Source organism: Paenarthrobacter histidinolovorans (genome assembly GCF_014647595.1).
GTDB lineage: Bacteria > Actinomycetota > Actinomycetes > Actinomycetales > Micrococcaceae > Arthrobacter > Arthrobacter histidinolovorans.
The window spans coordinates 730,070-744,373 of sequence record NZ_BMPM01000002.1; the positions used below are offsets into that span (position 1 = coordinate 730,070).

The 14,304-nt window shown below is 64.1% G+C and carries 11 protein-coding genes and 1 riboswitch; of the genes, 2 read left to right on the forward strand and 9 right to left on the reverse strand.

The window, feature by feature from the left end:
- The first annotated feature begins 20 nt into the window (after positions 1-20).
- Both IEY62_RS07840 and IEY62_RS07845 read left to right on the forward strand, forming a co-directional pair.
- A complete protein-coding gene (locus IEY62_RS07840; protein ID WP_189015594.1) occupies positions 21-917 on the forward strand; it encodes a hypothetical protein in 897 nt (298 codons plus the stop codon).
- Between the two features lie 3 nt (positions 918-920).
- On the forward strand, positions 921-1,952 hold the full coding sequence (locus IEY62_RS07845; protein WP_189015596.1) for a hypothetical protein: 1,032 nt from the start codon (positions 921-923) through the stop codon (positions 1,950-1,952).
- Positions 1,953-1,963: 11 nt separating this feature from the next.
- On the opposite strand, the gene IEY62_RS07850 is transcribed toward IEY62_RS07845, so the two are convergent.
- From IEY62_RS07850 to IEY62_RS07890, 9 genes are all read right to left on the reverse strand, one after another.
- The gene (locus IEY62_RS07850) at positions 1,964-4,993 is read right to left on the reverse strand and encodes an alpha-mannosidase (protein ID WP_189015598.1); all 3,030 of its coding nucleotides are present in this window, start codon (positions 4,991-4,993) and stop codon (positions 1,964-1,966) included.
- A gap of 172 nt (positions 4,994-5,165) precedes the next feature.
- A complete protein-coding gene (fdhD, locus tag IEY62_RS07855; protein ID WP_189015600.1) occupies positions 5,166-6,029 on the reverse strand; it encodes a formate dehydrogenase accessory sulfurtransferase FdhD in 864 nt (287 codons plus the stop codon).
- A 1-nt stretch (position 6,030) separates the two neighbouring features.
- Positions 6,031-8,337: an FdhF/YdeP family oxidoreductase gene (locus IEY62_RS07860; RefSeq protein ID WP_189015602.1), complete on the reverse strand. Its 2,307-nt coding sequence runs from the start codon at positions 8,335-8,337 to the stop codon at positions 6,031-6,033.
- A gap of 51 nt (positions 8,338-8,388) precedes the next feature.
- Positions 8,389-9,732 (reverse strand): molybdopterin molybdotransferase MoeA, encoded by a 1,344-nt coding sequence (locus IEY62_RS07865; RefSeq protein WP_189015604.1) that lies wholly within the window; start codon positions 9,730-9,732, stop codon positions 8,389-8,391.
- Entirely contained in the window at positions 9,729-10,625 is an 897-nt protein-coding gene (locus IEY62_RS07870; protein WP_189015606.1) for an NTP transferase domain-containing protein, read from the reverse strand. Before IEY62_RS07870 ends, IEY62_RS07865 begins: the two co-directional genes overlap by 4 nt.
- Before the next feature lie 42 nt (positions 10,626-10,667).
- Positions 10,668-11,168, reverse strand: a complete 501-nt coding sequence (locus tag IEY62_RS07875; protein ID WP_039240018.1) for an HNH endonuclease — start codon at positions 11,166-11,168, stop codon at positions 10,668-10,670.
- A 377-nt stretch (positions 11,169-11,545) separates the two neighbouring features.
- Positions 11,546-12,328: an NlpC/P60 family protein gene (locus IEY62_RS07880; RefSeq protein ID WP_189015608.1), complete on the reverse strand. Its 783-nt coding sequence runs from the start codon at positions 12,326-12,328 to the stop codon at positions 11,546-11,548.
- Positions 12,329-12,422: 94 nt separating this feature from the next.
- Positions 12,423-13,097: a C40 family peptidase gene (locus tag IEY62_RS07885; RefSeq protein ID WP_407671483.1), complete on the reverse strand. Its 675-nt coding sequence runs from the start codon at positions 13,095-13,097 to the stop codon at positions 12,423-12,425.
- 61 nt (positions 13,098-13,158) lie between these two features.
- Positions 13,159-13,320: riboswitch (cyclic di-AMP (ydaO/yuaA leader) on the reverse strand.
- Positions 13,321-13,465: 145 nt separating this feature from the next.
- Positions 13,466-14,302 (reverse strand): M23 family metallopeptidase, encoded by an 837-nt coding sequence (locus IEY62_RS07890; protein ID WP_189015612.1) that lies wholly within the window; start codon positions 14,300-14,302, stop codon positions 13,466-13,468.
- Positions 14,303-14,304 lie beyond the last annotated feature (2 nt).

The following is a 14,304-nucleotide window of genomic DNA, read 5'->3' on the forward strand; positions in this document are numbered from 1 at the left end:
AAAAATTGGGGGATCAGACTTTGGAAGAGACGACCGTGGAATCCGGGCGGGGCAGTTCCCGGCGTACAGGGATCATTGTGGTCGCAGTGGTCCTGGCCCTGGTTGCCGGCGGTTTCGGCGCGTGGTTCGCCTTTCTCCGGCCGACCGGAGTGCAGCGGGCGGATGTGGAGCGTCTGGACAAGCAACGCGGGATCGTGGACAGCTCCATGAACCTCTATGACCCCCTGCTGGAGGAATTCACTGCCCGGTACACCAACGTGGTGGCGGAGGAAGAGGACGAGCAGGCAAAAGAGCAGGTATTGAACCGGGAAAGCGATCTGATCAAACGCGAGTCGGCCGCCAATACCGGCAGGCTCGATGCCATGGCTGCCTCCCCCGTGACGCAGGAAGCAGAGATCGCCGAAGCCTTCCGGCGGTTCAAGGACCAGTACGGGGCCGTGATCGCCTACAACGACCAACGGCTCATCAACACGGCCAACATCACCCGTTCGGTGGGCGGACCTTGCGCCCCGCTCCACAAAGACCTCAACGTCAGCGGCGGGAACTACGCGCAGGAGTACGTCACGACGGCCGATTCCTGCCTGCTGGCCCTGGCAGGTGCCAAGGACAAGGCAGACGCGGACGCGGTTCAACTGCTCGGCGGCATCGAAGAGGTCATCAAGGGACAACGCGCCAAGCAGCAGGAAGTCCTGGACGCTACGGATGACCTCGCGCGCCTTGCCAAACGCACGACGGCGGGAGTGGCCTTGCTCGAGATCAACGAAGCCCTGAACAAGGTCCGGACAACTTATGAGGAAGCCGTGAAAGCCAGCTCAACCAAGCTTGTCGACGACGCGAATGCCTCCAATGCCGAGCTCGAACGCCTCCTGAAGGCGCGGCTGGCCACCTTTGATGCCGCCGGCCAGGAGGGGAAATAGGCCATGACGATTGAAGACCCCGCAAGCACCACCGCTCCCACCCGCTCACGGCGCCGGCCTGTCATCCTGGTGACCAGCATCGTCCTTGCCGTACTAGTGATTGCCATTGGTGCTTTAGTGGCAGTGAACCACATCGCCGGGCAGCAAAAGACTGAAAGCCTCGCCGCGCTGAAGGAACAGCGCCTGAACGCATTGGGCGATGCCAGGGGCAAGGTCCAGCCGGCCGCCAACGCCTACCTTGCCGCCTACAAGAAGGCCCGGAACGCCCCCGCCTCCCGTGACCAGGCCGTGCAGGACAGCCAAAAAGAAAAGGACGAGTTCCAACAGGCCACTGGCAATGCCCGTTCTGCCCTGCAGGAACTGAAATCCGTAAACGGCTCCAGTGAAAGCGCTGTGGGAGTGGCCGTTCAACAACTGGTCGAATCCCATGAGGACTACTTTGACTACATGGAGGGCCTGGTGGAGTCCTACCCGCAGTTTGAGGGACTCTTCCGTGACGATGACGCAGCCGGCTGCAACGGCCTGTTCGTTGGCTCGAAAGCGGCCACCCTGCGGGAACGCCAGACCCTGCTGGCCCAGGCTGCGGCTCCGTGCCGGAAGGCCGCCGCTGACCTGAAAGATTCCAAGAACAACGCTTACGTAGAGTTCGCCCGGACTTTTGACAACAACGTGGCCGACCTTGAGGAACACGCCGAAGTGACGGCCAAGGGCGAGGAAAACTACGCTGGGTTTGTCCGGCTCAAGGACGACCTCGTCAAAAGGGCAGACGAGGCTGAAGCCCGCAACGCCCCGGAGGCGGAAGTGCAGAAAATTGCCGACGACGCCAAGGCCGTCAACGCCCAAATACGGACGAACCGCTCCGAGTTCGACTTCGCAGCCAAGCGCTACCTTGCCGGGGTAAAGGAGATGCCCTCCACAGTGGAGAACGTCTTCGCCACGGAAATCGCAGCCGACATCAAGCACTTCGACGCAGTGATCCCGGCCCGCGAACAGATCCTAAAAGACACGATCGACGTGGAGTTGACCAACAAATAGCCCCGGCCCTTCTACCGGGAAAAGCGCAGGGTGACCAGCTGGAACGGACGCAGCACCAAGCTGACAGTGCAGTCATCATTCACCGTCACGCCAGGCGCGTCTGTGGCGCGCTCCAGCAAGTCCGTGGCAGAGACGCGGCTGGCGTCGAAGCCGGCCTTCACAACAGCAACTGACCGCTCCCCCAGGGACTCATAGAGCCGCACCACGACGTCACCCGAACCGTCCTCTGCCAGCTTCACGGCCTCGACCACAATGGCCGGGTTGGATACGGACACCACCGGCTCCACCGCGTGTCCGCCGGTAACGAACCGCGGGCTGAGGTTGGTGCGGTAGCCCTCCTCCACGGCGTCGGCTATTGCCGCGCCGGGCCTGATGGACAGCTCAAGCGTGTGCTCGCCCCGGTCTGCTTCCGGATCCGGGAAACGGGCCGAACGCAGCAGCGAGGTGCGCACCGTCGTCGTGGTTCCGCCGTCTTCGCGGACCGCGCGGGTGACGTCGTGGCCGTAACTGGAGGCGTTGCTGATGGCCACGCCGTAGCCGGGTTCGGACACGTGGATCCAGCGGTGGGCGCAGATCTCGAACTTTGCCGCTTCCCACGAGGTATTGGTGTGGGTGGGTCTGAACACATGGCCGAACTGGGTTTCCGAGGCCGAGCGGTCTGCCCGGACATCCAGGGGGAAGGCGATCTTCAGCATCTTCTCCCGTTCCTGCCAGTCCACCGTGGTGGAGATCCCCAGGGACTTTGCGCCGGCGTCGAGCGTCAGACGTTGCGTGATGGTCGAGCTCCCTGCCGTACGTTTGACGACCACGACGACGCCGGTTGCTGTGCGTTCGAGGTCGATGCCATCCGCTTGGGTCAGCGGCGTGACGTTCCGGCGATAGAACTCCTCGATGTCCCAGGCGTCCCATTCATTGGGGGTATCCCGGAACACTTCGAGCAGGTTGCCGGCCTGCCCCGGGGCGATGGCCTCCCTGCCGCCGGCATGGTCCACCACGGAGGTGAGGAGGCCGTTTGCATCCACCACAACCCGGATCAGTCCGTTGTCCAGCACGAAGCCATCGCCGGAATGCTCCACCTCAACGGCGGAATCGTCGTGGCTGGCCTTCGCGATGCCAAGAGCGGGCACACCCTGACGCTGGTGTGGAGCGGCGTTGAGCAGGAACTCGCTGCTGCCTGGCCCTGCAAGCGCCTGGGCCGCGTGGGTAATGATCCGTTCAAGGTCCCGGGCGATGGCCTCATAGTTCCGCTCGGCATCCTGATGGACCCACGCGATGGAGCTGCCGGGAAGGATGTCGTGGAACTGCTGGAGGAGGACCAGGCGCCACAGCCGCTTCAGCTCCTCCCGCGGATAGTCGTAGCCCGCCCCAAGCCGGACAGCGGCCGTGGTGCACCAGAGCTCGGCCTCACGCAGGAGGTGCTCGCTGCGCCGGTTGCCCTTTTTGGTCTTGGCCTGGCTTGTGTAGGTTCCACGGTGCATCTCCAGGTACATTTCCCCCACCCACACCGGAAGTTTCGTGTACTCGGCTTCCGCCCGGGTGAAGAATTCCCTGGCCGTGCCCATCCGGACCTTCGGCGAGCCTTCCAGATTCTCCGTGCGGTGCGCCGCAGCCACCATTTCGCGCGTGGGTCCGCCACCGCCGTCGCCGTATCCGAAGGGCACCAGCGACATGGTGCCGCGGCCGTGTTCCCGGTAGTTGCGCTCGGCGTGCGCCAGTTCGCGGCCGTGCAGCTCAGCGTTGTAGGTGTCCACCGGGGGGAAGTGGGTGAACAACCGGGTACCGTCAATGCCCTCCCAGGAGAAGGTGTGGTGCGGCATGCGGTTGACCTTGTTCCAGGAAATCTTCTGTGTCAGGAACCACCGCGAACCCGCTTCCTTGACGATCTGCGGAATCGCACCCGAATAGCCGAAGGAGTCCGGGAGCCAGGCTTCCTGGCATTCGATGTCGAACTCCTTGAGGAAAAAGCTCTTCCCTTCCACGAACTGCCGCGCCATGGCCTCGCCGCCGGGCATGTTGGTGTCCGATTCCACCCACATGCCACCCACGGGGATGAACTGGCCGGCTTTCACTTTCTCGCGGATGCGCACGAAAAGCTCAGGGAAGTACTCCTTGATCCAGGCCATCTGCTGCGCCGAGGAGCAGGAGAAGACGAAGTCCGGATCCTCGTCCATGAGTGCCACCACGTTGGAGAACGTCCTTGCGCACTTACGGATGGTTTCGCGGACAGGCCAAAGCCAGGCGGAGTCGATGTGCGCATGGCCCGTCGCCAGGAGTTCGTGGGCTGAGGCATACGCGGGGCGGCCCAGGACCTCCTTCAATGCTTCACGTCCGGCGGCGGCGGTCCCTGCGACGTCATCCGGGTCCATGATGTCCAGCATGCGTTCCAGGGCACGCAGGATCTCGTGTCGACGAGGCAGCTCCATGGGCAACTCATGCATCAGGCCACTGAGCGTCCAGATGTCCTGGTTGAGTTCCCATACGGTCTCATTCAGTTCCGCGATGGCGATCCGGCCCAGCCGGTACCGCGGCTCATCGCCCGATGTAGCTTTGTCCCCCAGCGGAGTGGGGGCAAAGAACCAGCCCTGCGCCACATCCGGGTTGGCTGCCGCTTCCACATAGAAGTCAACGGACTGCCCTCCACCCAGCAGCTTCAACGGGACGTGGTAATTCCGGGGTGATATTGCTTTGATGATGCTGCCGTCGGCACGCCAGGCTGTGCCTTCGCACTGGAAACCCGGCACATCGCTGTTGAACCCCAGATCCACGATGATCTCCACGGCAGTGGCATCTGACATGCCCCAGTCCGGCGGGACTTCGCCCTGCAGACGCAACCACTTGGTGCTCCACGCCTTGCCCCAGGGCGCCCCGGGCTCCTGCGGTGTGAAGAGTTGGCGCATCGCTTCCGCGGCAGGCACCGGCTCCCCGGGTGCATCCCAGCTGCTGAGGTGCAGCGGTATCGCCCTGCCGTAAATGGCCGGAAGAATGCGGTCCCGAACGAATCGGTCGAGACGCTGTTCAGTGATCCGGCGGTCGTCGTGCAATTAATTCCCCTTTGGGCGTTGGCTGGGTGGCCAGGCTTGGTGACCGGGCTCCGGCATGCTTGGCGTGGACGGCATTTCAGGTTTCGCCGCGCTTCCAATCGATGGATAAAATCTACGGCGTTCGCGGTCAATAGCCAAGTGATTGGACACTATCCCCAGGCACCGGCCAGCTTTAACCTGGTTGTTCCGTGATCCGGTCCCGGCCCGCGTACACGTTCAGGCTCGATCCGCGGCTGAAGCCAACCAGGGTGATGCCGGATTCCACAGCAAGCTCAGCGGCGAGGCTGGAGGGTGCGCTCACAGCGGCCAGGACCGGGATCCCGGCCATGGCAGCTTTTTGCACCAGCTCAAAGGATGCCCGGCCGGAGACCTGCAGCACCGTTCCGCGCAAGGGCAGTTTGCCGGCGCGCAGTGCCCAGCCCACCACCTTGTCCACCGCATTATGCCTACCGACGTCTTCCCGGAGGCACAGCAGCTCGGTTGTGCCGTCGTCGTGAATCCGGAAAAGTCCGGCTGCGTGGACGCCGCCGGTCTTGTCGAAGACCGCTTGGGCCTCGCGCAGCCGGTCCGGAAGGGCAGCCAACGCGGCCACGGGGATGGTGACGTCGTCCTCTTTGGGGCTGTGGCGGGAGGACTTGCGGACGGCCTCGATCGAGTCCGTGCCGCAGATGCCGCACGAACTGGACGTGTAGACGTTCCTGCCCGTATCCGGGCGCTCCACATCAGGGCGGAGCTGGGCGTCTACCACGTTGAAGGTCTGCACCCCGTTCTCGTCCTCGCCCGAACAAAAACGCTCGGAAATCAGTTGCGAAGGCTCCCACACGATCCCCTCCGAAACGAGGAAGCCCGCCACCAGGTCAAAGTCGTCGCCCGGGGTCCGCATGGTCACCGAAAACGACATGTCTCCAAGGCGGATCTCCAGGGGTTCCTCCACCGCCAGCACGTCTTCCTTGAACCGGACGGGATGCTCCAGGGCCTGGGGCGAACCGTCCAGGACGAACTTGTGCACCTTACGGCGTTGCGTCACGCGTCCCACGTCAGGATCCGTTCTCCTCATGGTTCACAAAGCGCACCGTCATGGCCTTGTAACCGGGGGTATTTGATTCCCGGGCCACCAGCTCACGATGCACCAAGGCGTTGGCTTCCGGGAAGTATGCCGCGGCGCAGCCCCTGGCGGTCGGGTAACCGATGAGCCGGAACCGGTTGGCCCGACGCTCCGTTCCGGCGAAGGTGGAAATGACATCCACCAGATCGCGGTCCTTGAAACCCAACTCCGTCAGGTCATCGGGATGGACCAGGACCACCCGCCGCCCATCCGAGACGCCACGGTAACGGTCATCCAGGCCGTAGAACGTGGTGTTGTACTGGTCGTGACTGCGCACGGTTTGCAGAATCAGGTGGCCATCGGGGGCTTCAAGGTACTCCAGCGGCCGTACGGAGAACCGGCCCTTTCCGATGTCCGTGGCAAACGTCCGGGTATCACGGGGCGGGTTCGGCAGGACGAACCCGTTCTTGGTGCGGACCCTGGCGTTGAAGTCTTCAAAGCCGGGAATGACGCGCGAGATGTGGTCCCGGATCACGTCATAATCCTCGGCCATGGCCCGCCAGTCCACGCTGTGGTGGTCACCGAAAGTAGCTTGCGCCATGCGGGCTACGATCACCGGTTCACTGAGCAGGTGCTCGGAGACCGGTTCCAGCCTTCCCTGGGTCTTATGGATGACGGACATGGAGTCCTCCACCGACAGGAATTGCTTGCCCTTGGGGTGTTTGTCGTCGGTATCGGTCCGCCCCAGCGTCGGCAGGATCAGCGACGTCCTCCCATGAACAATGTGGGCGCGGTTGGGTTTGGTGGAGATGTGCACGGTCAGCCCGGCCTTCTTCAGGCCCTCCTCCAACGCGGCAGTGTCCGAACCGGCGGCGGCAAAGTTCCCGCCCATGGACACGAATACGTCCACCTCGCCCTTTTCCAGGGCGTGCTGGGTTTCCACTGAGTCGTAACCGTGGTCCCGGGGCATATGGAATCCGAATTCCTTGTCCAGGGCAGCCAGGAAGGATTCCTTGGGTTTCTCCCAGATCCCCATGGTGCGGTCGCCCTGCACGTTGGAGTGGCCACGGACCGGACAAGCACCGGCACCAGGCTTGCCGAAGTTGCCCTGCAGCAGAAGCAGGTTGATGATCTCCCGCAGGGTGTCCACCGAGTGTGGCTGCTGGGTCAGCCCGAGGGCCCAGCAGATGACGGTCGCCTTGGAAGCGGCCATCATCCCGGCAACCTTGGTGATCTCGGCACGCGACAGGCCCGTGGCCCGTTCCGTTTCTGCCCAGTCCAGCACCGAACGCGCTTCCCGGTACGCGCCAAAGCCTTCGGTCTGGCCTTCGATAAAGGAATGGTCGACGACGGTGCCCGGGTTGCGCGTCTCTTCCTCCAGGAGCAGGTGGCCAAGGGCCTGGAACAGCGCGAGGTCGCCACCGACCTTGATCTGCAGGAACTCATCGGCGATGGTGGTCCCGCCACCGATTACGCCGTTGAGGGACTGGGGGTCCTTGAAGTTCAGGAGTCCGGCCTCTGGAAGCGGGTTCACGGCCACCACTTTGCCGCCGTTGTTCTTGCAGTCGCGCAGGGCGGACAGCATCCTCGGATGGTTGGTTCCGGGGTTTTGGCCCACAACCAGCACCAGCTCGGAGTGATGGATGTCCTCCAGCGATACGGTGCCCTTGCCGATTCCGATGGTGGGGTTCAATGCACTGCCTGAGGACTCATGGCACATGTTGGAGCAGTCCGGCAGGTTGTTGGTGCCCAGGCTTCGCGCGAACAGCTGGTACATGAACGCGGTCTCGTTGGCTGTCCGGCCGGAGGTGTAGAACACGCATTTGTCCGGCGTGGTGGCATTGATGTGTTCGCCGATCAACGCGAAAGCGTCGGTCCAGCTGATCGGTGCGTAGTGCGTGTCCCCCGGCCTGATGACCACAGGCTCGGCGATGCGGCCTTGGCTGCCCAGCCAGTACTCGGTCTTTTCTTCAAGTTCGGCAATCGAGTGTTCGGCCCAGAAACCGGCGCCGACGGTACGGGTAGTGCTTTCCTCGGCGATTGCCTTTGCACCGTTCTCGCAAAACTCTGCCGGACTCCGCCTGCCGGTGATCGATTCCGGCCACGCACAGCCTGGGCAATCAAAGCCGTCATGCTGGTTGACCCGCAGCATGGACCGGACGGTGCGGGTTACACCGGCCTGGGCATAGCCGCGTTCGAGGGCGACCGTAACGGCCTTGACACCTGCTGCGGCTCGTTTGGGCGGATGGATTTGCAGGTCATCTTCGTTGATGTCCTGTTCGGGAGCATGCCTGTTCATACGTCCATCATTGCACCTTGCATCCCGGACCAGAGCCGCTCATGGAAGCGTTCAGGCGTCCAGCCCGCTCCAGTCGACAGGACCAGCGGGAGCTTTGCGCTGTGGCCGGGCCGGCGTCTTCCGCGCTTTGTCCTCAGCCGCCTTCGGCACGGGCAGCGGCTTCCCCCAGGGCAGCGGGAACGCAGGGACCAGTTCCCCCAGTTGGACGCCATGGGGAGGCACAATCAGCACCCCGTCAGCACCAGCCAATCCACGCATCATTCCCGGGCCTGCGTGCTGGGCAGGCGATGCCAGGCCATACACCAGCTTGAAGGGCATCAGGCGCGTCCGCCCTGGCTCGGCATCGATGGTGGTGCCACAGGGCACCTCTCCTACTTCAGCCAAACGTCCGTGTCCCAGTGCCGCAAGCAACGGCGCCGCAACGGTAAAGAGCGCCATCATCGCAGCCAAGGGATTCCCCGGCAGCCCCACCACGAAACGTCCATCCGGAAGTTCCGCCAGCACTGCAGGGTGCCCGGGCCGCATCGCGATGCCATCAATCAGCAAGCGACCCCCCAGTTCGGCCACGGCCCTCCGGAAATGGTCGGTACCGGAGCGGCCCGTCCCGCCAGTAGTCACCACGACGTCGGCCGGAGGCTCTGTTTCGGCGTCGGGTCCACCCGGTTCCGGTTCGGTGTCCTGAAGCGCAGCCATCCATTCCTCGTAGCTGTCGCCAACGCGGAGCTGTTCGCCGGCGATTCCGCCCAGGAGTTCCACCACGGCACCAAGCTGCGGCCCGAAGGTGTCCCTGACCTGGCCAGGTTGCGGAATTCCGCGCTCCACCACTTCCGAGCCCGTCAGGAGGAAGCGGACCAAGGGTTTTCCAAGAACGTCCACATGATCCAGGCCGGCAAGGGCCGCAAGGGCAATGTGTGCGGGGTTCAGGCGTGTTCCGGCCTTGAGCAGGACGTCGCCTTCGGCAGCTTCCTCTGCGGCCCTGCGGATGTGCTGGCCGTTGCGCGGCTCCCCCGGCTTGGCGGCGCCGCCCAGCGCAAGGACGGGCAGTCCGTCGTCGTCCGTGGTGATGACGCCGCTCTCGCTGCGCAAGACCGCCTTGGCACCAGGCGGAATGAGTCCACCGGTGACTATTGGGCTCGCCTGGTGGGGCGCCAGCCTCTGGCCGGGTTCGCTGAGGATCCATGGGCCGGTGCCGTTGACGGCCCACCCGTCCATCGCGGAGGAGGCGTAGTGGGGCATGTCCTGGATAGCCCGGGCGTCCGAGGCCAGGGTACGGCCGAGGGCTTTCGCCAGCGGTACCGGCCCCGGGGGTATGGGCGTGGCAGCGTCGAACGCACGCTGCCGGGCCTCCTGCCAGGTGTGTGCCGCGTGGTGGCCCTCGCCGGGGGCCTCCGTCATCCGGCGTCAGTCCCGGTCTCCGAGTACTCCTTGGCGATCTTGCGGGCCAGGTCCAGGGCCGCTTTCATGGAGGCATCATCGCTGGCCTGGCCAATACCGCGGGCCATGCCGGCTGCGTAGCCGGCAATGAAGGTGGTGAGAGGCGCGGCCGGGCGAACCACCGAATGCGCGGCCACCCCGGCCACAGCCAATACCTCATTGATGTCTATTTCGACGCCCTCGAGCTCGAACGCCTGCAGCAATATGCGGCACCAGTCCTCGAGCGTTTCTTCCTGGCTCTTCACGTCCGCCTCCAAGTCGTAGTCAATACCCAGCACCGCGGCGTCCTCCCACGTATCCACGTCATCCGTAGACCCGGCAGGGACGTCAACGTCCAGCAGGTTCAGCCTAGCAAGCAGCTTGAACACTGAAGAGTTCGTTAACACGGACCCTTGGACGGCCGACGCCACCTCCCGGGCCAAAGCGGCGGTGCTGTAAATACCCAACAGCGGCTGTTTCCGCCCGTCAGCGGATACCGCCATGGCCCCTTCCACGCCGGGGTTCGCAGAGAGTGCTTCCCGCAGGCGGCCGATTCCCTTCGCGGCCTTGGGCATATCGCAGGCCAGGACCAGCGTCCACGGGGATCCCGCTCCAGCAGCATCCAGCGCCGACAACCCTGCGGCAATCGCCGCCGCCGGGCCAGCGAAGGCAGGCTCCTCCCGCGCGAGCAACACGGATCCAGGCAATTGCAGGCCCTGATCCCCGGGCCCAACCACCACGATCGCCGCAGCAGCCCGCGCAGCCTCCAGCGCATGCGAAAGGAGGGTGCCGCCGTCGTACTTCAACGTGGGCTTGGGCACGCCACCGAGGCGGGTGGCCCTGCCACCCGCCAGAATCACGGCGTTGAACTCCATCCGCCCAGCGTACCCGGACGGCGGGAGGTCAGCAGAAATCGATCAGGCAGCGGATTCCGGTAAAAGGAACGGGTCCCAGTCCGGCGCAGGTTTCTCGAGTTCCTTGATCTGCCACATGGTCCCTTGGGGCACACCAGGTTTGAACCGGAGCTTCCAGCCCATTTCGGCAAGTGTGTGGTCGCTCTTGGCGTTATTGCATTTCAAGCACGCCGCAACCAGGTTTTCCCAGGAATCCGCGCCGCCCCTGGATTTGGGGTGGACGTGGTCTATGGTGTGGGCTGTTTTCCCGCAGTAGGCGCACCTGTGACCGTCGCGGCGAAGAACCCCGCGGCGGCTCACGGCGGTGATCTTGTTGTACTTGGGGCGGATGTAGCGGTTGAGGAGGATCACGGAGGGGCGTCCGAGAATCTCCTGTGGCCCGACGACAGGCTCGTCGCCTTCGGCCACTACGCTTGCTTTCCCAGTGAGCACAAGGACCAGCGCCCGGCGGAAGGTTATTACCGCCAGCGGTTCATATCCAGCATTCAGAACGAGTGTGCGCATGCACGTACCTCTTCACGGCCGCACCCGTCAGGGGCACGAGGGCCGGCTGCCCTCTGCATGTACGGGCTGTGGATCGACAACACAAGGGTAAGCACTTATATGCCGTATCAACGAATTTATTTGTCGTTTCGCTCACAGTGTTGGCAAAAGTTCATGCGTGGTTAAGGGTTGGGCCGGGGTCCTGCGCCGGGACCGCGTGGCGTCGCTACCCACTTTGAGGCATATCTGTGCCGACACGCTGGCCCTTCGCGGCATGTCACCGGGTTGGCGCAATCAAAGTGGGTGGTGGCGGCACCGCGAACCTCGCAGGGTGGGCCGCAGCTTAAAGCAAAACACCCCGCAGGCAGATGCCTGCGGGGTGTTCCGGGAGCTGATGGTTAGCCGTTGACGCGGATGAAGACCGGGCCCGAGCCGACGTTGACGCTGAACAGTGCCGTGGTGGATCCGTTCCATCCGCCGTGGACTGCCATGCCGTTGCCGACATACACAGCGATGTGTGCCTGGCCGGCCAAACCGCCGTTGGCGTAGTAGGCGAGGTCGCCGGGCTGCGCTTCTGCTGCGCTCACGGTGCGGCCAAGCGAAAGGTAACCGGCAGGCCAGTCGTGGAAGTGGATGCCCACAGCTGCCAGCGAATTGGTGACCAGCATGGTGCAGTCCTGCGTCACACCGAGCTGGGCGTAGGCGGCGGCTGCAATGGCTGCGCCGAGTCCGCTGGACGCAGCCGGAGCGGCAGGTGCAGGGGTGGCAGTGTTGACGGCCAGTGAGGCGTTGGTTGCCGGAGCCGCGGTGGCCTTGGACGTCGTGGACGCCTTGGCCTCAACCTTGGCCGGAGCTTCTTCAACCACGGGAGCAGGAGCTTCCACAGTGGTGACCACGGGACGCTCGTAAGAGATGGCAACCGTGGAGTCCGCGGCGATGGTGGCCTGTGCTACAGACTGGACATCCAGGGCGGACGTCGACGTCGATTCGCGGTCGACATTCGTTTCAGCAGCATTGGCAGCGATACCGCTGGTCAGCACCAAGCCTGATGCTGCGGCGATGACTGCTGCCTGGCGGCCGACGCCACCGGCGTTGACGGTGACGGCCTTTGCGATGACGGCAAGCGAGCTGGTCTTGGGGGCCTCAGCGCGGTGCCGTGCAACTTTGTGTGCACTGGTCATTGTTTTCTCTTTCGTATCCGCAGGCAGTTGGGGTACCTGTGGGTAGTGGGTCAGCTGGCAGGGGTACGTCAGCAGGCCCCGAATCGGGTTGTTTCTAGCGGAGGGTGAAGAACGAAGACGTGCCGGTGGAGGCCACGGAGTGCAGCAGGGTTCCCTGGCCCGGGTTCAAGGCGCTGATCATCATGCCGTTGCCGACGTAGATTCCTACGTGCGCACCGCCGTTCTGCATGACCAGGTCACCAGGCTGTGGGGCGCTGGTGGGCTTCATGGCCGTCCAGGCGTTGACGCGGGGGATGCTGATGCCTGCCTGGGCGTAGACCCACTGGGTGAAGCCGGAGCAGTCCCAGCCGCTCGGAGTGGTTCCGCCCCATACATAAGGCGAGCCGATTCCGGTGTAGGCAATCGCTGCGAGCCCGGATGCTGCCGCGCTGGAGGTGGACTCCTTGGCTTCGGAGGACTGGGCAGTGACCGCGGTGGCTTCATCAGCCGTGCGCTCGGTAACCAGGGCTGCACGCTGGACAACCTTGGGGGCTTCCTTGGTTGCCACAATGGGGCTCTCGAAGGAAACGGTGGCTGTTGGCTCTGCGGTGACCACGGCGGTGGCAGCCAGCTGTTGGGTGCTGGAGACTTCCGAGGTGGAGACGTCGGTGTCAGCGGCATGAGCCGGCAGTCCGACAGTGAGGACGAGGCCTGAGGCTGCTGCCAGCACTGCGGCCTGGCGGCCAACGGTACCGGCGTTCGATGAAACAGCCTTCGAAAGAGTGTTCAGCGGGTTCGAACGAACCGATTCAGCGCGATGGCGCGCAGGGGTAGTGCGTGATGACACGTAGGTAGCCTCTCCCAATGCCTGCGAGGTGAGCTGTCGGATTCGGATGGGAGTCATCCGGCCGCGCTGCTTCCTGGGAAACTTTGCGACTTAACCCCAAGGCCTTCATTCGAAGGCCAGAAGTGGTTCCCCCGCCCCTGCCAGACGATTTTTGCGAACGGACCTCGAGTGGTGGCAGAGCTAGGCAATCCACTCAAGTGCACCGGCCCCCTAAAAAGCCGATGCGCTCTGAAGGTTATAACAATTGAAAGCGAATGTCACATTCAGGTCACGAGGCCTGTCATCAATGCGAGAGAGCACCATCAACTGGCTTAGAGCCAGCCCATGGGGTCAACGACTTCGCCGTTGACCTGAACTTCGAAGTGGAGGTGGCAGCCGGTGGAGGCGCCTGTGGTGCCGCTCAGGGCTACGGTATCGCCGCGGTTGACCGTCTGGCCCACCTGCACGTTGAAGGACGACAGGTGGTTGTACGTGGTCTCCAGGCCGTTGCCGTGATCCACAACCACGCGGTTGCCTCCGCCGTACTCGTGCCACCCGGCAAAAGTCACTTTGCCTGCTGCAGCTGCGTGCACGGCAGTTCCGCACTGGGCCACGAAGTCCTGGCCGCGGTGGAAGTCACCGGTGCCGCCCGTGAGGGGGCTGACGCGGTAACCGAAGGGGGAAGCAGTGGTCAGGGTGTCAAGGGGGCTGCCAAGGGTGCCCACGGAAGAAGCACGCTGGATGCTTCCGGCGGACTGGGCGCTGAGGAGTTGCTTCAGCTTTCCGTCGGGGTCCGCGGCGGTGGCGACAGCTGCACGGCTGAAGTCGATTTTGGCTGACGCTGCAGCGGAAACCTCGGGCTGGCTGCTTACAGTGCCGCCAACGGCCAGGGCAGATTCCGACTGGCCCGATTCGGAGGTGGCCATGACGGGGCTGGTGGCCGGCAGGCCGACAGTCAGGGCAAGTCCGGTGGCGGCAAGCGCAACTCCGGCCTTCTGCCCGACGCCACTTGCTGCTGCAAAGTCGGCAACCTGGCGCAACGGGCTCTTACGGCGGCGCACCTGACGTTCGGTGTCGCGGGGCCGGATCTCCGTTACGACGCGGGCTGGCCGCAGCTCAGTAGCGGGGCCGGACGCACGGCGGCGGCCCCTGACGTTCTGCGATGTCAAAC

Excerpts from the sequence above, each read along its gene's own strand:
- IEY62_RS07845 (WP_189015596.1), top strand. The coding sequence starts at position 921 with ATGACGATTGAAGACCCCGCAAGCACCACCGCTCCCACCCGCTCACGG.
- IEY62_RS07860 (WP_189015602.1), bottom strand. The coding sequence starts at position 8,337 with ATGAACAGGCATGCTCCCGAACAGGACATCAACGAAGATGACCTGCAA.
- IEY62_RS07865 (WP_189015604.1), bottom strand. The coding sequence starts at position 9,732 with ATGACGGAGGCCCCCGGCGAGGGCCACCACGCGGCACACACCTGGCAG.
- IEY62_RS07870 (WP_189015606.1), bottom strand. The coding sequence starts at position 10,625 with ATGGAGTTCAACGCCGTGATTCTGGCGGGTGGCAGGGCCACCCGCCTC.
- IEY62_RS07875 (WP_039240018.1), bottom strand. The coding sequence starts at position 11,168 with ATGCGCACACTCGTTCTGAATGCTGGATATGAACCGCTGGCGGTAATA.
- IEY62_RS07880 (WP_189015608.1), bottom strand. The coding sequence starts at position 12,328 with ATGACCAGTGCACACAAAGTTGCACGGCACCGCGCTGAGGCCCCCAAG.